General features: G+C 51.9%; 12 protein-coding genes. 10 read left to right on the forward strand and 2 right to left on the reverse strand.

Annotated features, from left to right (window positions below; genetic code table 11):
* Positions 1-17: 17 nt before the first annotated feature.
* Positions 18-3116 (reverse strand): SusC/RagA family TonB-linked outer membrane protein, encoded by a 3099-nt coding sequence (locus EG028_RS05190; RefSeq protein WP_162946283.1) that lies wholly within the window; start codon positions 3114-3116, stop codon positions 18-20.
* Positions 3117-3568: 452 nt separating this feature from the next.
* Here EG028_RS05190 and EG028_RS05195 point away from each other — a divergent pair, with 452 nt between their 5' ends.
* A complete protein-coding gene (locus EG028_RS05195) occupies positions 3569-4342 on the forward strand; it encodes a bifunctional hydroxymethylpyrimidine kinase/phosphomethylpyrimidine kinase (protein ID WP_120515269.1) in 774 nt (257 codons plus the stop codon).
* A 58-nt stretch (positions 4343-4400) separates the two neighbouring features.
* Here the strand turns inward: EG028_RS05195 and EG028_RS05200 are convergent, their stop codons facing one another.
* Positions 4401-6554, reverse strand: coding sequence for a GH92 family glycosyl hydrolase (locus EG028_RS05200; RefSeq protein ID WP_120515268.1), 2154 nt, complete (start codon positions 6552-6554; stop codon positions 4401-4403).
* A 111-nt stretch (positions 6555-6665) separates the two neighbouring features.
* Here EG028_RS05200 and EG028_RS05205 point away from each other — a divergent pair, with 111 nt between their 5' ends.
* The 9 genes from EG028_RS05205 (at position 6666) to EG028_RS05245 (ending at position 19768) form a co-directional block, all read left to right on the forward strand.
* Positions 6666-7574: a helix-turn-helix domain-containing protein gene (locus EG028_RS05205; RefSeq protein WP_120515267.1), complete on the forward strand. Its 909-nt coding sequence runs from the start codon at positions 6666-6668 to the stop codon at positions 7572-7574.
* Between the two features lie 74 nt (positions 7575-7648).
* Positions 7649-8551 carry an alpha/beta hydrolase gene (locus EG028_RS05210; protein ID WP_241559063.1) on the forward strand — a complete coding sequence of 301 codons (903 nt, stop codon included), beginning with the start codon at positions 7649-7651 and terminating at the stop codon, positions 8549-8551.
* A 164-nt stretch (positions 8552-8715) separates the two neighbouring features.
* Positions 8716-9867, forward strand: coding sequence for a FecR domain-containing protein (locus EG028_RS05215; protein ID WP_120515265.1), 1152 nt, complete (start codon positions 8716-8718; stop codon positions 9865-9867).
* Positions 9868-10004: 137 nt separating this feature from the next.
* A complete protein-coding gene (locus EG028_RS05220) occupies positions 10005-13151 on the forward strand; it encodes a TonB-dependent receptor (protein ID WP_162946281.1) in 3147 nt (1048 codons plus the stop codon).
* A gap of 19 nt (positions 13152-13170) precedes the next feature.
* The gene (locus EG028_RS05225) at positions 13171-14712 is read left to right on the forward strand and encodes a RagB/SusD family nutrient uptake outer membrane protein (RefSeq protein WP_120515263.1); all 1542 of its coding nucleotides are present in this window, start codon (positions 13171-13173) and stop codon (positions 14710-14712) included.
* A 43-nt stretch (positions 14713-14755) separates the two neighbouring features.
* Positions 14756-15943, forward strand: a complete 1188-nt coding sequence (locus tag EG028_RS05230) for a Gfo/Idh/MocA family protein (protein WP_206614384.1) — start codon at positions 14756-14758, stop codon at positions 15941-15943.
* Positions 15944-15951: 8 nt separating this feature from the next.
* Positions 15952-17145, forward strand: a complete 1194-nt coding sequence (locus EG028_RS05235; RefSeq protein ID WP_162946279.1) for an MFS transporter — start codon at positions 15952-15954, stop codon at positions 17143-17145.
* Between the two features lie 12 nt (positions 17146-17157).
* Positions 17158-18342: an aromatic ring-hydroxylating oxygenase subunit alpha gene (locus tag EG028_RS05240; protein ID WP_120515261.1), complete on the forward strand. Its 1185-nt coding sequence runs from the start codon at positions 17158-17160 to the stop codon at positions 18340-18342.
* Position 18343: 1 nt separating this feature from the next.
* Positions 18344-19768 (forward strand): FAD-dependent oxidoreductase, encoded by a 1425-nt coding sequence (locus tag EG028_RS05245; RefSeq protein ID WP_120515260.1) that lies wholly within the window; start codon positions 18344-18346, stop codon positions 19766-19768.
* Position 19769 lies beyond the last annotated feature (1 nt).

A 19769-nucleotide genomic window follows, 5' to 3' on the forward strand; every position in this document is an offset into this window, starting at 1 on the left:
GATTCTTCGGATTAAGATTAGAAATTAAGATTTAGACCAAAACTCACAGTTTTCAGCAGGGGATAATCATAGAGGTTATCGCCTGTAATGTTGCGCTCGGGATCAGAATCTTTATATTCGGAGAATGTGAAGAAGTTCTGCAAGTTGGCGAACAGGTTCAGCTTGCTGATACCGGCTTTTGCCAGCAGTCTTTCGGGCACCACATAGTTCAGCTGGACATTCTGTATACGCAGGTAGTTGCCGCTGCGGAACCAGAAAGTGGAGTTCTGGTAGTTCTCAGAGGCGCCTTGCGGCGTAGACAAAATCGGCAGGCGGGCACCTGTGTTTTGGGGCGTCCAGGAATCGGTTGCCCATTCTTTGGTTAAACCCGCGCCGTTGTTCACCGGGTAGGCCAGGTTTGCAGTGGGATAGATATTGATCCCCTGCACGCCCTGGAGGTATGTATTCAGGCTAAAACGTTTGTAACCGAGATTGATCGTGAAGCTGTAGTTCCATTTCGGGATGGATGAGCCGGTGATGATCCTGTCGTCCCCATTGATCACATTGTCGCCATTCTGATTTTTATATTTCAGGTAACCGGGTTTTACTGCGTTGCTTACTTTCGCGCTTTTGTCGATCTCATCCTGCGACTGGTAAATGCCAGTAGCTTCCAGCACATAATAAGCATCGATAGGATATCCTGCTTTTAATATCCTTCTGCCGTTGATCAACGTTTCGCCGTTCAGGTCCACTACTTCATTTTTAACATAACTGATAGCTCCACCCAGTTCATAGGTAAAATCACCGATGCGGTTGCGGTGCCCCAGGTTCAGTTCGAAACCGATATTGTCCACCACACCGATGTTGCGCTGCGGGCCCGCCAGGTTACCCACCTGTCCGGGAATGGCTACCTGGCGCAGGATGCCGGAAGTACGTCTTTTAAATACATCGGCTTCAGCCGTTAGTTTGCCTCCCCATGCCGATACGTCCAGGCCTGCATCGTAGGTGCTGGTCCTTTCCCACTCAATGGTCGGATCGCTGTAAGCAGTGATGGCAGCGCCGGGAGCAATGGTATTGCCAAACGAATAGTCATACCCCAGCTTCACCGTGTTTGCGTAGCTGTACAACGGCACCTGCTGGTTACCCAGCTTGCCGTAAGAAACGCGCAGCTTCAGCAGGTCGATGTTCTTTACATTAAAGAACCCTTCCTTGTCTATACGCCAGCCTGCAGAAACACCGGGATATGTACCCCAGCGGTTTCCACGGGCAAAACGGGAAGAACCATCATAACGGAATATAAATTCCAACAGGTACTTGTCTTTGTAATTGTAATTAGCGCGACCGAAGTAAGAAGCAAGCCTGTCCTGGTTAGTAACCCCTGTTACAGCCGGATTAAGAGAGCCGGCATCAATTGCGCTCAATGAGTTGCCTGACACGTTCTCAATGCTGGCGCTGAAGTTGGACGTACCGAAGCTGCTATAGCTGGAACCGATCATCAGCGATACATTGTGTGCTCTGTTAAAGGTCTTGTCCCAGTTGAAAGTCTGGTAGAAGGTCATGTTCAGGTTGCTGGTATTGCCGTTGTAGGCAACCGTCTGGCCGTACGTCATCGGTGCAAGGGTGAGCGGATCGTAGGTGGTCACCCTGTTGTTGAAACGCCTGTCATAGTTATCCTGTTTGTCGATGCCCAGGTTCACATTGTATTTGATGTTAAAGGGCAGCTGGAGGTCTGCGTACACTTTGGTGAACAGGCGCTGCGCTTCTGGTTTGCGGTAACCTTCTTTCACCAGCTTCATCGGGTTTTCGATGGAGTTGCGGCCGGGGGTACGGAATACCGTGTTGCCATAACGGCCATCCTGGAGATAAGGTGTGAAGATGGGCAATACACGCATCAGCGAGCCGAAGTAAGAAGCGGTACCATCCGCGGGCTCGGTAGATTTACGGTAGTTGCCGATGATGTTGGCGCCTACACGCAGCGGTTTAGCCACCTGCGCGGATACGTTCAGGTCGATGGAATAACGTTGTGCTTCGTCGTTCGCAATCAGCACGCCTTTCTGGTCCATATAACCGAGGGAGAGGCTGTAAGTCACTTTATCGGTGCCACCGGAGAACTGCAGGTGATGCTGCTGCATCTGCCCGTTGTCCATCACGAGGTCAAACCAGTCAAGGTTCGGGTAGGCGTAAGGATTGGCAGCCATACCGTCTTTGTATTGCTGGATCTGTGCATCGGTGTAATCCACCACGGTTTTACCTTCGTTGCGCAGGGACTGGTTTTTGAGTTGCATATATTCGATCGGGTCCCATACTACATCGGGCATCATGGTCGGGCTCTGAATGCCGTAAGAAAAGTTGTAGTTGATCTTCATCTTGCCTTCCTTGCCGGTTTTGGTGGTAACCAATACAACGCCATTGGCTCCCCTGGAACCGTAGATGGCTGCGGACGCATCTTTCAGCACGGTAATGCTTTCGATATCATTCGGGTTGATCTCGTTCATATCATACTCCATACCGTTTACGAGCACCAACGGGTTGCTGTTGTTCGTAGTGCCCACACCGCGGATGCGGATGGTGGCATTGTCCGCGCCGGGCCTTGAGCCCGCCTGGTTCACCCAGAGGCCGGAAACGCCGTGCAGCGCCTGGCTGGCATTGGTAATGGGCGTGTTTTCTTTTGTTTTCATATCCAATATGGAAAGAGCGCCGGTGAGGTTCACTTTTTTCTGTGTACCATAACCCACCACTACCACTTCATTTAAGCCCGTCTCGCTTTCCTGGAGCGTTACGTTCAGCACGGAACGCCCGGATACGGGCAGCTCCTGCGTGGTATAACCGGCGAAAGAAAATACCAGGACGCCGTTGGCGCCATTGGGTACAGCCAGCGAATAAACACCGTCAACATTGGTGGCGGCGCCTGTATTGGTGCCTTTTAAACGCACGGTAGCGCCGGGAAGCGGGTCGCCATTGCCAGCGGTCACTTTACCGGTTACAGTAGCCTGTTGTGCAACAACCGATTGAAAACCGGCGGTAAATAATAAAATAAGAAGCAACAGCATTTTGCCGGGCAAAACGCTGAAACGCGGCAATCCGGGTACTTTGGGATAAGGTGTCCCCTGCCTGCCTGACTGACTGATTTTTTTCATACTGTTAATTTTTTTGACTGAAACATTCATTAATTTTCACCCCTTGCCCCGGCGTCTTTCGGAATGTTGCGCCGGGCTTTGTTTTGACTGTTTTCTGAGTTGGTACTGTTATATTTTGAATTGCTGATTACGGTATGGGCATGGCAATCCCTCTCCTGCTTTCGCACGATGTTTTTTCTCATGTCCTGAAGGTCCGGCGCCTGATCTGCCGGGGATTTACGGAGTTATTTTTTATGGAAGGCTTGTTGCCTGATCATACACAAAACGAGCCTGCTTCCTTCATAAGAAGGAATTTTACGGGACTTTGTAAATATTAAATAACGTTAAAGAATTCCCAAAAGTAGAAAACAAAAGCATCGTTTCGTTTTAGCTTATTGTTAAGAAATCTTAAACAGACCGTTAGCATGGGTTAACAGTATAATTCATACATTTAGGCGCAACATGGAATAATTATGGAAAGTCTGAAGGTATTGGCGGTGGGCAGTTTTGCGGTACACGGCACGGCAAGCCTGAAAGCGATGATCAGGATACTCGGCTCCAGGGTATTGCCCGTCCCGAGCGTGGTGCTGAGCGGGTTAACGAATATGAAAAGCGTTACCAAGCTGGATGTACCGTTTGAAAAACTGCTGACGGAGGTATTTGAACTTTCCGTGTACCGGCGGCAAAAACTCATCCTTTACATCGGTTACCTGGGCAAACCGGAGCAGGCAGACATCCTCACCACGCTGATACAGAAATACAAACCGAACATTCAATGCGTCGTAACCGACCCCGTCTGCGGGGACCATGGGCGGATGTACGTGCCCGTCGAGATCGCGGAGAAATGGCCCGCGCTCATCCGCGTGTCCGATATGGTCTTTCCCAATCTTTCGGAAATAAAGATCCTGACCGGTAATGATCCCGCGGCGGAAGGCGGACCGGAGGAGTATATCCGGCAGTTCCGCTCCCGTTACCCGGATGCTGAACTGGTGGTGACCAGCATGTTACTGAATACCGAAGAGATCGGGGTGGAGATGTATGGGGACAGGCGGTTTTCGTTCTATCATCCTTACCTGTCGAGGAATTTCGGCGGCTCCGGGGATACTTTCCTGGCACTGTTCATCCTTCACTTCTTTTACAACAAAATGCCCAAAGAAGCCGCCCTGACCGAGGCAGCGCAACAGACTTCCGCATACATCGCACATTCCATTTCGCTGGACGCGGATGAGCTGGTATTGGATTTTTAGGGAAATATAAAAGCCCATGCATAATGCACAGGCTTTTGAATTATTTGAATTGATACGGCTACTTCGTCACTATCTCAATCTTGCCACCATCCCTGAACAGGTCGTGCGGCACAAAATATCCCCGGATCTCTTTCCCATTCACTTTTATAGCTTTCATATCCCTGCTCCTGCCCGATCTTGTGATCGTGAGCAATTTGCCGCCGGCCGTTTTCCATTTCACTTCGTCAAACAGCGGAACCGTGACAATATACTCCGGATCGGTGGCGGAGAACGTATACAGGCCCAATGCGCTGAACACATACCAGGCGGACATTTCACCCGCATCGTCCATCCCGCAGAGCGCCAGTCCCTCTTCACCGATGCCGTAAAGACTGTTCAGGATCGTATCGATGATCTTTTGTGACTTCTCCGGTTTGCCGATAAAATAATACGCAAAAGGCGCCTCATGGTCCGGCTGGTTGCCGTGGCAGTACTGCCCGATCATCGTTTCAACGTTCCTGGCTATGTAACTGGGGTTCCAGGGAACTGTAAACAACGAATCCAGTTTTGATTCAAAACCTTTATCGCCGCCATACAGCTCAATCAGCCCTTTCATGTCATGCGGCGCAAAAAATGATACCTGCCAGGCATTGGCTTCGCGGTACATGTATTCGTAATACGGGAACTCCGGGTTAAAATTTTTGATCCAGTCACCGTTCTCCAGCCGCCCCCGCATAAACCGCGTGGAAGGGTCGAACATATTTTTGTAGTTCTTTGACCGGGCCATCAGTATCCTGTAATTCGCGGTATCTCCCAGCTTCTTAGCCATCTGCGCCAGTGAATAATCGTCATAGGAATACTCCAGGGTCTTGGATACGCCTGCTTTTGCTTTGGTTTCCACCTTCGGGTCCGGGATGTCCGGGTCGGAGATAAAACCTTTTTCGATGTATTCCTGTATATGCGGGCGGGCGCCGCCGGGTACATTGGCGTTTTTTAATAAAATTTCATACGTGCCTTTCACATCAAAATCATCCATCCCTCTCAGGTAAGCCCCCGCAATGGATGATGCGCCATGATCGCCGTGAAAAAAAGTAGGGATAAATCCTTTTTTATCTCCCACATCTTTCATGGATTTGATCACATCCAGCCCTACAGCCGGGGAAACAAGTCCCAGCAGTACATCTTTGTTCCGGTAAGTATCCCAGAGGGAAGGCTCCGTATAATAGTTAAAATCAGCTTTCGCCACTTTGCGCTGCGCGTCGGTGAACTCGCCGTTCACATCGCTGCGCAGGGCTGGCCAGAGGAAGGAGCGGTACAAACAGGAATAGAACATTTCCTTTTGTTTGGGCGTGCCGCCTTTTACCTGGATGGATGACAACAACGTTTCCCATTTCTGCGTCGCCTCGTTGCGTATCTGTGTGAAAGTTTTGCCGCCGATCTCCTGCTCAAGATTCTGTTTTGCATTTTCAACGCTCACAAAAGACAAGCCGATCTTCATCTCCACCGGGCCTTTGGAACCATCTGCCAGGTGTACGATGGCGTGGCCCGTGCGTTGACCTTCTTCTTTTTTTTCAAGCCTTTCGATATTAGTGTTCAGCTCTGCGTAAAAATAGATCCGCTCTCCGGTCTGCTGATAGCCCTGCAAAACGGAAGTGCCCACCTGTTCAATGCTCCAGCCGGACACCCTGTTATTGGACCTTGCCAGGTCGAACAGTATTTGCATGGCCGTATTGTCCTTGTATTCGTATTGATGATAACCGCATCTTAAAGTAGAGGTTAGTTTTACATTCACGTTGTAATCATCCAGGAATACCTGGTAAAACCCCGGGGCGGCGCTTTCTTTTTTATGCGTAAACCTTGAGCCGAACTTCTCTCCAGGTTTGGACACCGGTAGCACGGGGATATTACAAAGGTTCCAATGGCCCTTGTTGGTATGCGTAAAGCCGAAAATAACGCTGTCTTCGTATTCATATCCCGCGCCGGAACCGTATTCCGTCATCGGGCTGAGCTGCACCATGGCATTGGGCAAAGAGCTGCCGGGGAAAGTGAGCCCTGCCCATGAGCGCCAGCCGTCGGGCAGTTCATAACCGAGGATCTTCGGGTCGGTGAGCGGTGCGGTGCCGATAAACGTGTTGACGTACTTTGTATAGGACGTGGAAGACTGGCTTTTTGCCGTAACAGCGGCCAATATCAGCCATACTAAAGCCGGCAGGGTCTTAAACTGATAATTCATTTTACTGTAGAAGTTTCGTGAGCTAAACCTGATCAGTTAAAAATAATACTAAATCGATATAGTTCATAGTTCGGGGTGTGCTAATCTCAAAAACCAGTATATTAGCAGACTATGTATTTTACCAGCCTGCCGGACCATACCAGGCCAGGGTTCGATGAAGCGTTGCATTTCAGCAGATTCAAAAAACACAATATCATCTTCAACGCCCTGAGCAGCCACAGCCATTGTGATGAACACGTGGGTTGTCTTTCCTTTAAAACGGTGCTCAGCGGCGAGGAATGGTATGGCGTCAACAATCACCGGCTGGCCATCAGGCCCGGGCGTTTCCTCATCCTGAACGACGATCAGACCTACTCCTGCAACATCGAAAAAGGAGAAAAAGTGAAGACCCTGTCTGTCTTTTTTAAAAAAGAGTTTGCATCGTCTGTTTTTTACGATTCGCTGCACAGCGAGGAAATGATGCTGGACAACCCTTTAACCAGCGGCCAAAGCCCTGAATTTTTCCAGACGCTCAATGACATTACCCCGGAATTGCAGCGGCAGCTGTCCGCGCTCGTTGCTACGCTGGACGGCGAGGGGTATTCCGGCGCTGTGGCGGATGAATATCTTGTCTTTTTACTGCATTACCTCGTCCGTACCTGGAAATCGGAAGCAGGCCGCGCCCGGAAGGTGAACGCGCTTAAAACCAGCACACAGACCGAAATATACAAACGCCTCTGCATCGCCAAAGACGTATTGCAATCCTCTTACATGGACAGCCCCGGCCTGGACGCCCTCAGCAGCATCACCTGCCTGTCCGTACCGCAGCTGGTAAGGCAGTTCAAAGCCGTATTCCGCACCACTCCCCACCAGTACCTTATCCGGATCAGGCTGCAACGGGCGGCTGAGCTGCTGCGGCATACCGGCAAACCGGTGCATGAAATAGCCTGGCTCTGCGGGTTTGAAAATACCAGCGCCTTTTGCCGCGCGTTTAAGTCGGAGTATGCCGTTCAGCCGCTCGGCTACCGAAAACAATGCTGACAAATTGAGCATTTCCGCACATTTCCCCTTCTTCCCAAACGCTAATTTCGGGCCGTACCATAAAACCCGGACAATTGAAAAGTGTAATCATAACCGCTGTTTTTCTATCGGTTACCTGTTTTTCCCATGCACAGCAGAACGTCATCATGCTGTACGAAAAAGAAGTGCCCAATTCAACACCCGCGCCTGCGGATTATGTAGAGCAGGTGGACAGTTCCGGGTTGACGAGGAACGTCACCTGGCCCAGCCTGACGGCTTACCTGCCCCCTAAAGACAAAGCCACCGGCACAGCGGTGATCATCTGCCCCGGCGGCGGTTATGCCGTGCTGGCTCCGGCGGTGAAAAGCGCCGCCCTCGCCCGTGAATTCAATAAGGCTGGAATTGCCGCCTTTGTATTAAAATACCGCCTTCCCAACGATGCCGTGATGACCGATAAAAGCATCGCTCCCTTGCAGGACGGGCAAATGGCGGTGCTCACCCTGCGCAAAAGGGCAAAAGAGTGGAACATCAACCCTGACAAAATCGGTTTTGTGGGTATTTCGGCGGGCGGACACCTGGCAAGCACGGCCGGCACGCAGTTCGGCAGGCCGGTGATCGAAAACAAAGAGCACATCAGCCTCCGCCCTGATTTTATGGTGCTGGTGTATCCTGTTATCCTTTTTGATACGGCCATCGCCAGCGGAGTACGGGAGCGGCTCGTGGGCAAAGACGCCCCGCAGGAATTACTGGATCTTTACAGCAGCGAAAAACATGTTTCCGTCAATACTCCCCCCACATTCCTGGTACATGCGGCGGATGACGATACCGTGCCGGTGAAAAACAGCCTGTTGTTTTTTAACGCCCTGCTGGATGCCAACGTCAGGACTTCCATGCATATCCTCCAATCCGGCAACCACGGGTTCCAGTACGATCATCCCGGCCCGGATGTGAGATGGTTCGACTGGTGCCTGAACTGGCTGCACGAAAACGGTTTTTAGAAAGATGCCCGGCCGGCCCGGGATATGCCGAAATACTCAATTTTCCCAAAAGCTGATTCCTGGTGGAAGCCCGGCTTCATGCCCCGGAAAAAATATTTTTCATCCGACTAAGGGTACCGGTTCAAATCCCACTCTATATCCATAGAGCGTAACTATCCACCGGTATGAAAAAAGAACACGACATCAATTCCCTGGCGGAAAAATGGCTGAACGGCACCATAACAGAAGAAGAGAAGCAGCAATTTGAAGCCTGGTACAACAGCCAGCCGGGTTTTGACCAGCAATGGCTGAAAGACGATACGGAAGAAGGTTTAAAGAAAAGGATCTTCCAATCCATTATTCACCAGCTGGAAACGGAACAGCCGGTCATCCGCCGCACACCCCTGATACGCAGGCTCTCCGCCGCCGCAGCCATATTGCTCATCCTGGGCGGCGCCGCATTTTATCTTTTCAGCAACCAAAACGATCACCAAAATCAAGGCATTTCCGCCGGTGCCGGCAAAGTGACCACAGCTCCCGCATCGGCCACCGCCACACTTACCCTTGCGGATGGTTCCATTATCCGCCTGGACAATGCAAAAGACGGTCTCCTGGCGCAACAAGGCCCTACCAGCATTCACAAACTGCCCGACGGCGGAATCCTGTACAAAAACGAGGGGGGCGAACAAACGCCGATGCCCAACACACTCAGGGTACCCAGGGGCGGAGCCATCCTTACCGTTACGCTGGCCGACGGCAGCAAAGTATGGCTGAATGCCGAAAGTTCACTCCAATACCAGGCTGCGTTTGCGGACAGCAGGCAGGTAACCATTTCAGGCGAAGCATATTTTGAAGTAAGCCAGTCCGCCGAAAAACCGTTCCAGGTGAATGCGGAAGGTGTGATTACGCAGGTGCTGGGCACACACTTCAACGTCAACACTTTCGAAAAACAGCGCGGCATTTTTGTGACCCTGCTGGAAGGCGCGGTAAAGGTGAGCAACACATCCGCCGCACAGCTGCTGAAACCCGGCCAGCAGGCGGGTGCGGCAACCGCGGGGCCTATCCGGCTGGATAAAACGCCGGACATAGAAGCTGTCATGGCCTGGAAAAGCGGGATGATCAAACTGAATAATTCAGACATACATACGGTAATGCAACAACTGGAGCGGTGGTATGATGTAGATATACAAATAGAAAGCGGCATGGAAGGCAGGCGCTTCTCCGGGTCCATATCCCGGAACAACGACCTGGAAACCGTGCTGAATATGTTATCAATGACAAAGGAAATAAGTTTCAAAAGAGAAGGCAGCACCATCATCGTATCTCCCTACCGGTAGTTTCTTTTACAGCCAGACTATTTAACGAGCTAACACGTAATTCCATCTTTATGAACAAAGAAATTTCACGCTATGGCGGCCCAGGTGGCCGGCTGATACCGCGTATCCCTTCCTTTCCTTTCCGGAAGCTTGTTTATATGTTCTTAATCCTGTTCAGCCTGCAGGTACACGCCAAAACCTACAGCCAGTCGCTTACGTTCTCCTACAAAAACGTATCGCTCGAACAGATCTTTACCGAAATCAAAAAACAAAGCGGGTATTTATTCATCTGCAGCAGCAAACAACTGGAAAACACCCGCAGCGTAAGCATCTCCGTCAAAAACGCCTCGCTGGAGCAGGTGCTGGACCTTGCATTTAAGGAACAGCCCCTTACATACCAGATCGTAAAAAAGACGATCGTGGTGGTCCCCCGGGAAACCGCCGCCCCGGCAACTTCGCTGCTGGCCGTCTCCGCCGTTGAGATCAGCGGCACGGTGACGGATGATACCGGCGTGCCTTTACCGGGCGTCACTATCCAGCTGAAAGGCACGTCCAGCGGCACCAGCACGGATGTAAACGGTAAGTATACCATCAGCATCCCGCAGCATGGCGTATTGGTATTTAGTTACACCGGCTTTTCCCCGCAGGAAATAACCACCGCCGGCAAAACCGCTATCAACGTAAAACTGGTCCGCTCCGAAACCAGCCTGAACGAAGTAGTGGTAGTAGGTTATGGCACACAGCAGAAAAAGGATATCTCCGGCTCCATCGCCGTAGTGTCCGAAAAAGATTTTAACAAAGGCGTTACACAAACTGCGGCAGACCTGCTACAGGGCAAAGTAGCCGGCCTCACCGTGACCACGGAAACCGGCGACGTGACCGCCAAGCAGACCATCCGCCTGAGAGGTTCTTCGTCCCTCACCGCGTCCAGCGCGCCTTTTGTGGTGATAGACGGCGTGCCCGGCATGGATATGAATTCCGTATCCCCGCAGGACATCGAATCCATCAGCGTGCTGAAAGATGCCGCAGCCACCGCCATTTACGGCTCCCGCTCGGCCAGCGGCGTGATACTCATCACCACCAAAAAGGGTAAAAGCGGGCAGGCCAAAGTGCAGTTCAACAACTACATTGCCATAGACCAGGTATCCAACAAACCAGAACTGCTCTCCGCCTCCGACTGGCGCGCATACACCAAAGAAAACGGCATGGACGTGACCGGGCTGGATGTAGGCGGCGATACGGACTGGTTCAAAGAGATCATGCGTACCGGCGTTTCCTACAACAACAACCTGTCCGTATCCGGTGGCAACGATAAAGGTAATTACCGCGCGTCGCTGAACTATCTGAACCGTGAGGGCATCATGAGCGACAACGATATGAAAAGGTTCAACGCTTTGTTTTCCGTGAACCAGAAAATACTGGACGGAAGAGTGAACCTCTCGCTGGTAGCGGGCGCCGTGCAAAGCGACTTCTCCCCCACCAATAGTTATAATTCCGTGCTGGCTTATACCATGCTGCCCGTATACACCATCAAAAATCCCGATGGCAGCTGGTTTGAAAAATACGATTGGGAACAGGGGAACCCCGTACACAACCTCACAGAAAACCGCAATCTTACCAAAACCAGCCAGCTGTATGGCAATGGTAATATCAGGGCGACGCTGTTCGAAGGGTTCACCGCCAGCGTAAACCTCTTCAAACAACGGAGCACACAGGATGGCAGCCGCTACAACGCCATTACCACACAGGCAGGCAGAACGGACCATGGTTATGCCCTGCGCGAAAACAGCGTATGGGACAAAAACCTGATGGAGCTTACCGGCGAATACGACAAAACCTTCGAGCAGCACCACCTGAAAGTACTGGGTGGTTATTCTTATGAAGAAAACTTCATGCAATATATGAAAGCCTCGAACCGCGGTTTTATTACAGACCAGTTTGAATACAACAACCTCGCCGCCGGTGAAAGCCTTTTCCCCAACGACGTTGGCTCCGCCAAAGAACTGAGCAAACTGATCTCGTTCTTCGGGAGAGTGAACTACAGCTACAACAGCAAATACACGGTGAGCGCCACGCTCCGCCGCGACGGCTCTTCCAAATTCGGCAACAACAACAAATGGGGGATCTTCCCTTCCGCCTCCGCCGCTTGGATCCTTTCCGAAGAAACATTCATGAAAGGAAACCCCTTGGTGAATGACCTGAAACTGAGAGTGGGTTACGGCGTAGTGGGCAACCAGGAAGGCATCGGCCCATACAGTTCCATTGCGCTGTACGGCAGAGGCGATGAATATTACGACAACGGGCGCTGGAGGAACACTTACCGTTACGTACAGAATGACAACCCCAACCTGAAATGGGAAGAAACCTCCACCCTGAATGCCGGTATCGACTTTGCGATCCTCAACAGCCGTATTTCCGGCACCCTTGATTATTACGTGAAAAAAACCAGCGATCTGCTGTACGTCTACAACGTGCCCGTGCCACCCAACCTGTTCCCCACTACCCTTGCCAATGTGGGCGATATGACCAATACCGGTTTTGAACTGGCTATTAATACAGAAAACATTCGTACAAAAGATTTCCGCTGGACCAGCTCCGTGAATTTTGCCACGAACAAAAACGTGGTGAACAGGCTCTCGAACGACCTGTACCAGACAGAAAATATCAAAACCGGCGGCATCGCCCTTCGCGGTTCGGGTAATCTTACCAGTCACATCATAGAAGAAGGCCGGGAAGTAGGTACTTTTTACGGCTGGAAATCAAACGGGCTGGACGAAAACGGTAAATTCATCTTTGAAGACCTGAATAAAGACGGGGAGATCAACAGCCTCGATTACACCTACATCGGTCAGGCCCTCCCACGCTTTACCTACGGCATCTTCAACTCATTCGCCTACAAACGTTTTAACCTTTCCTTTTTCCTGAGAGGCGTATATGGCAATGACGTGCTGAACAATCCCCGGCTGCAATACGCCAACAAAAAATGGCTGCCCGGCTCCAACGTGATGAAAGATGCGCTCACCAACGGCATCAACGACGATCCGAAATACTCCAGCTATTATATCGAAAAAGGTTCTTTCCTCCGGCTGGACAATGCCAGCCTTTCATACAACGTGATAGAAAAGCCCTGGAGAGGCATCAGCGGGATACGCCTTTATTTCACCGCGCAGAACCTGTTTGTGATCACGAAGTTCAGAGGACTGGACCCCGAAGTGAACATGAGCGGGCTAGCGCCCGGTGTGCTGGAAACGGTATTTGTCCCGAAAGCCCGGACTTATTCATTTGGTGTTGATCTTAATTTCTAAACAGCCAACAACAAACGTCATGAAAAATTTCAGATTACCGATACTCACCATCCTGATCTTTACAGTGCTGACGCCGGCCTGTACCAACCTGGATGAGAAACTGTACACGCAGGTGTCCGTGGACGATTTCGGAAAAAACCAAGAGCAGATCAACGCGCTGGTAGGCTCCATTTACAGCGGCCTGAAGCTGCACGGCATCGACTGGGACACCTACGTCACCATGGACGGCCTTTCTTCAGACATGATCGCCATACCCGGCTTCAAAGGCGGGGACTGGAGCGAGCCTATGTACAAGGAAAGCATGCAACATAAATGGAACGCCAGCAGCAGCGGGTTCAACGAATCGTTTTTCGGTCCGTCAGCGAACATTGCGCTTTGCAACCAGATCTATTACCAGATAGACATCAACAAAGCCATTGTACCCGACCTGAAAGAACAGATACTGGCGGAGATCAGGGGCGTACGTGCTTTCTGGTACTACATCCTCTGCGATCATTACGGGAATGTACCTATCGTGACTGACTTCCTGGATAAAAGTCAGCCCGCGACCAAACCACGCGCGGAGGTATACAACTTCATCGTTTCCGAGCTGAACGATATTAAGGACAAACTGAGAAGAGATGTGGCCACACTCGCCAGTTATGGTAAAATGACCCGTGGCGCGGCTTACATGCTGCTGGCAAAAATGTACCTCAACGCACAGGTCTGGAACCCTGCGGGCGGCGCTAAATGGCAGGAATGTATACAGGCTTGCGACACCGTACTGTCCATGCCCTACCAGCTTGAAAAATGGGAGATCAATTTTGTTCCGAACAATCACATTTCCCGCGAAGCGATATTCTCTGCCGCATTCAAATCCGGCGGCACCGGCAGGCAAAACAATATCGCGCTCAACACCCTTCATTATTTCGATCCTATCGCGCTGGGCCTGAGCATCAGCCCCTGGAACGGCATTGCGGCCAACCCCGCTTATGTGAAAGAATTTGATCCGGCGGATGCCAGGTATGCCGCTACTTTCCTCATCGGCCCGATGAAAGACCCTTCCGGCAATATCATCATGACGCCCCATGGCCGCCCGCTGATCCACACCGTGGATATGGTGATGAACGAGCCCGGCCCTGACGGCTGGGGATGGATCAACCAGGAAGAAGGCGCGAGAATAAAGAAGTGGGAATTTGAACCGGGGCTGAGCAACAGCATGGAAAACGACTTCCACATTTTCAGGCTGGCGGATGTGTACCTCATGAAAGCCGAAGCCATTCTCCGCAACGGTGGCAGCAACGGGGAAGCTACCGCGCTGGTGAACAGCATACGTGCGAGGGCCTTTGCCGATCCCGCCAAACTGTACGGCTCCGTGACGCTGGAAAACGTTTACAAAGAAAGAAGGTTCGAGCTGGCCTGGGAAGGTTTTACCCGACAGGATATGATCCGCTACGGTAAATTCCTCCAGGCGCGCCCGCCTTTCAAACCATTTACCAGCGATACCAAATACCTGCTGTATGCCATACCGCAGGCCGCGATAGACGCGAACAACAAACTGGAACAGAACGAAGGGTACTGAGTTCCCTCCATTCAAACTACATACATCTATTAAACTCGCACACATGAAGAACATGACCAGGAAAGACTTTTTAAGCAACGTAAGCGTATTAGGCGCCGCCGCCCTGCTGTCTCCGGCAGCATTTGCATCTGTCAGCACACCACAGCAGCCATTCACGCCGCTCAACAGGAAAATACGGGTTGGCCTCATCGGCTGCGGCAGCGTATCCGGCGTATACCTCCCCCATCTTGCCACCTGCCAGTATGCTGAAGTGGTAAGCCTCTGCGACATCAAACCCGAGCGCGCGGAAAAAGCCGCCAAAAAGATCAGCGGCGCCACCGCCTATCCGCATATCGACAAAATGCTGGCCGGCGTACCTTTTGACCTGCTCATCAACACGACGAATATGCAGGAGCATGGCCGCCTGAATAAGATCGCGATCGCCGCGGGCAAAAACGTATGGTGCGAAAAACCGCTGGCAACCACTTACCAGGACGGTGTTGAAATACTGGCCATGGCCAAAAATAAAGGCGTGCAGATCTGGGGAGCGCCCGCGGTGGTGAACAGCCCGCAGTTTGCTTTTATGGCCAAACAGGTGAATGAAGGCAACCTCGGGAAGATCGCTGCGGCACACGGCCATTACGGTCATGAAGGGCCCAACTGGTCTGCTTTTTTCTATGAAAAAAACGGCGGCAGCCTGCCGGACCTTGGCGTGTACAATATCGCCACGCTCACCGGCCTCTTCGGCCCCGCCAAATCGGTAGTGGCCATGGTGAACGTGATCACTCCCTCCCGTAAAGTGAATGATAAAGGTACGATACCGGTGGTAGCGGAAGACAATGCGCAGGTGCTGTTCGATCACGGCAGCGGCGTATTATCGCATATCCAGTGCGGCTTCAATTATTTCGATCCGTACGGCCATCAGGGCACCGGCCAGGAGCGGCCTACAATCTCCGTGTATGGCAGCAAAGGCAATATGCACATGGTAGGTTACGATTGGAAACCTTCCGGTGTGGACATGGCCACCCACGACAATCCTTCCACCAAACGTTTTGTAGAAGATCCAGGCACTTATGTGTGGCAGGAAGGCGCGTCCGTGATCTGCGAATATCTTTCCACCGGCAAAAAACCGCTGATCAATGTAGAACATTCCCTGCATGTGCTGGAGATCATCGAAGCGGCCAATGAATCGCAGCGTACCGGCAAACGGATCCCGCTGAAGTCTTCCTTCCCCTGGCCCATCGTAAGCTAATGGCAACTATGCAACATATACTGACAGGAAACAACCGCTACCGGGTTGTTTTCCTGTTCAGTTTTGCTTCTCTCGGCAGCTGGATGCCCAGCCTGAACCTCTGGCTGGAAGACCAGGGCATGCGCGGCACGGAGATGGGATATCTCTCCGCTATCCCCTGGCTGGTGATGCTGCTGGTACAACCTTTCTGGGGCATACTGGCGGACCGGGCGGGGAAGATGCGCTGCTTCCATTTTGCTACCATCGCCGCCGCGTTGTTATTTGCCCTGTTCCCGTTCATGGCAAAAGGAACCTGGCTCACCGGCGGGATGATCTTTTTATTCTCTGTTTTCCAGACTCCCGTGCTGCCGCTGCTGGACAGCATTACGCTCGACCATGCCGCGCTTCACCCAAAGGCTTCCTACAGCAGCCTGCGTTTCTGGGGCGCGCCCGGTTTCGGGCTGGGCGCCTGGCTTACCGGTATACTCACGGAAACTTATGGCAGCAATGTGATATTTTATCTCAGCGCCGCTTTTCTGTTGCTGGCCTGGCTGCCTGCCACCAGGTTTGAAAAAACAACACCCGCCGTTTCAGCCGCCGATCTCAGTTTTAAAGAACTGGGCCGCACATTGGGCAACAAGGTGCTGCTCATTTTTTTACTGGTCGTCATGATCGTGTCCATCGCACAATCCGCCAGTTCATTTTTCCTGACCGTTTACATGCGTGAAATAGGCGCATCATCTTCCGTAACCGGTACCGCTATTGGTGTACAGGCATTGAGTGAATTGCCGTTTTATTTCATTGCCGCATGGCTGCTGCGCAAAACAGCGCCGGGGAAGGTATTGATCATTGCCATCTTCGGCACGGCCCTTCGCCTGCTGCTCTATTATCTCAACAGCAATCCTTATGCGGTGATCGGCATCGAAAGCCTGAACGGCATCACCTGGACCTTGCTGTGGCTCGCATCCGTGGAGTTTGTGAACGCAAAAGTACCGGCGCAATGGAGGACCACCGGCCAATCCATGCTATGGGCCATGTATTTCGGCGCGGGAGCCGTACTGGGGAATATTGCGATAGGCAGATTGTATGAAAACATGCCCATGCAACAGGTTTTCGGCATATTCAGCCTGCTTGTCCTGATCGTAGGCGCCGCATCGTTGTGGCTGCTGATAAAACCTTCCGGCCCCAGGCCAATGGTTATGCCGGAAACAACCTTACTTTAAAAAATTCATCTTATGGAGCAACTACTGGAACAATATAAAAAAGGATGGAGCCTGCCCCGTGATTTTTACATGAGCCGGCAGGTGCTGGACCAGGAAGCGGATGCCATCTGGAAACACAACTGGTTGTTTGCCGGTTTCTCCTGCGAAATACCGGAGCCCGGTGATTATTTCACCTACGCCATACTGGACCAGTCCGTGATCATTATCCGCAACGATGACGGGAAAATTTACGCCCATCATAATTCCTGCCGGCACAGGGGATCGGCCATCTGCATTGAAGAGCGGGGCCATGAGGACAAACTGAAATGCCCATATCACAACTGGGTGTATGATAAAGAAGGCCAGCTCAGGAACGCCCGGCTGATGCCCGATGATTTTGACAAAAGCCAGTTCGGGCTTCATTCCGTACATCTCACCAACGTTGCCGGAGCGATCTTTATTTCACTGGCGGACAATCCGCCGGACTTCTCACAGGAATCCGCAGACCTTGCGCCTTACCTGCAACCTTACCAGCTGGAAGGAGCAAAAGTTGCGTACCGCGACCGGTACGAACTGGAGGCCAACTGGAAACTGATCGGAGAAAATTTCCGTGAATGTTACCATTGCGGCCCCGTACACATCGAATATTGCAGTGTGGTGGTAGGCGCGAACCTTGTAGAAAACCGGGACACCGTATTGCAGGACAGTATGGTGACCTGGCAGCAGCAGGGCCTTGCTTCCGCCACCATCGAAAACGGCCCGGAAGCCAGTCATTATGCTACGCGTTACCCGCTCCGCCCCGGTATGGAAAGTTACACGCTGGACGGCAAACCCGCCGCCCCGCTGATGGGCCGTCACACACAATACGACAGCGGTGTAGTGGGCCTCATCAATTATCCCAACTTCTGGATGGATGGAGTAAGCGATTACATCTGGGCCATGCGCATCACCCCGATAGATGCCACACGGTCTATGGTGGACCTGACATGGCTGGTGGACGGCAAAGCGGAAGAAGGTATGGATTACGAGCTGGAACGGCTGACGGAGTTCTGGAAGATCACAGGCGAGCAGGACTGGCACCTGTGTGAAAATAACCAGAAAGGTATCCGTTCCTCTAAATACGAGCCCGGCCCCATGGCGCCTTCGGAAGAAGATGTGGTCAATTTTCATACCTGGTACCTGAACAGGATGCGCCAGGGCCTTACCAAACCGCGGTAATATGAAACGGACAACGATCGACCCGGTAAAAAAGAAGAAACTGGTTTTGATTGGCAACGGGCCGTCAGGGTTCAAGTTCTGCGAGAAATTCGTGAAATACAGGCTGGGCAAACAATTTGACCTGGTGGTGTATGGGGAGGAAAAACATCCTGCCTACGACCGCATTCATCTTACGGATTTTTTTGCCGGCAGGTCTGCCGAAAAGCTTTACCTGGCTACGGCTGCCTGGTATGCACAAAATAAAATAATCTTAAAGACGGGCCAGCGGGTCGTGGAAATAAACCGTGAAGAGAAACTGCTCAAAACCGATACAGGAGAAACGACATCATATGATACGCTGGTGCTGGCTACGGGCTCTGTTCCATTTGTGCCGCCGATCAAAAACTGCGATCTGCCTGGCGTGTTTCTGTACCGCACATTAGAAGACCTCCATGCGATACAGGCTTTTATTCAAAAAGGCCAACGCGCAGTAGTGTTGGGTGGCGGCATCCTCGGGCTGGAAGCAGCCAGGGCCTTGATGCAGGAAGGGCTTCACACCAGTATTGTAGAAACGGCTTCTCACCTGATGCCCCGCCAGCTGGATACGGAAGGCGCGGCTATACTCCGGCAGCAGCTGGAAACAATCGGGTTGCACATCCATTGCAGCAAACAGGCGAAACATATTTCCGGTGAAGGCATAGAATGTGCCGACGGCACGTTCATTCCCGCGGATATCATTGTCATCTCCGCCGGCATCCGCCCACGCGACGAACTGGCGCGTGCCTGTGGGCTGAACATGGGTGATGCAGGCGGTATCGTAGTGAATAACTACAACCTTACTTCCGATGAAAATATTTTCGCAATTGGCGAATGCGCCCTTTCAGACGGGAAAATATGGGGGCTGGCTGCGCCTTGTTTTGAAATGGCGGAAGTAGTAGCGGCAAGGCTTGGAAAGATCTACAAAGTTTTTGGCGGCCACCTGCCGCTTACAAAACTGAAAGTGATAGAAGTAAGTGTAACCTCTTTTGGCGATGCGCTGGGCATACAGCCTCACATTGCGTTGGTGAACAGCGAAGCCGGGGCTTACAAAAGGATTAACATTTCCCCTGATGGTCAGTACGTGCTGGGCGGTATATTTGTAGGAGATACCATGGGCAGCGCCCGCCTCTTTCATATGCAGCGCAACCGCGTAAAGATCACCGGCGACCCGGTTGCCCTGATCACCTTCCAGGCAGGCAGCACCGAAACTATCACCAGCCTGCCGGACAATACGGTGATCTGTTTGTGTGAAGGCGTCTGCAAAGGCGCTATTGTGGCAGATATCCGGGAAAATGATCTCACCCGGCTGGATGAAGTCAAAAGGGCTACTGGTGCGGGAACGGGATGTGAAAGCTGTACTTCCCTGCTGGAAGACCTTCTGAATGAAATACTAAAGCAGTCAGTATAAA

Source organism: Chitinophaga barathri, from assembly GCF_003807585.1.
GTDB classification, from domain to species: Bacteria; Bacteroidota; Bacteroidia; order Chitinophagales; family Chitinophagaceae; genus Chitinophaga; species Chitinophaga barathri.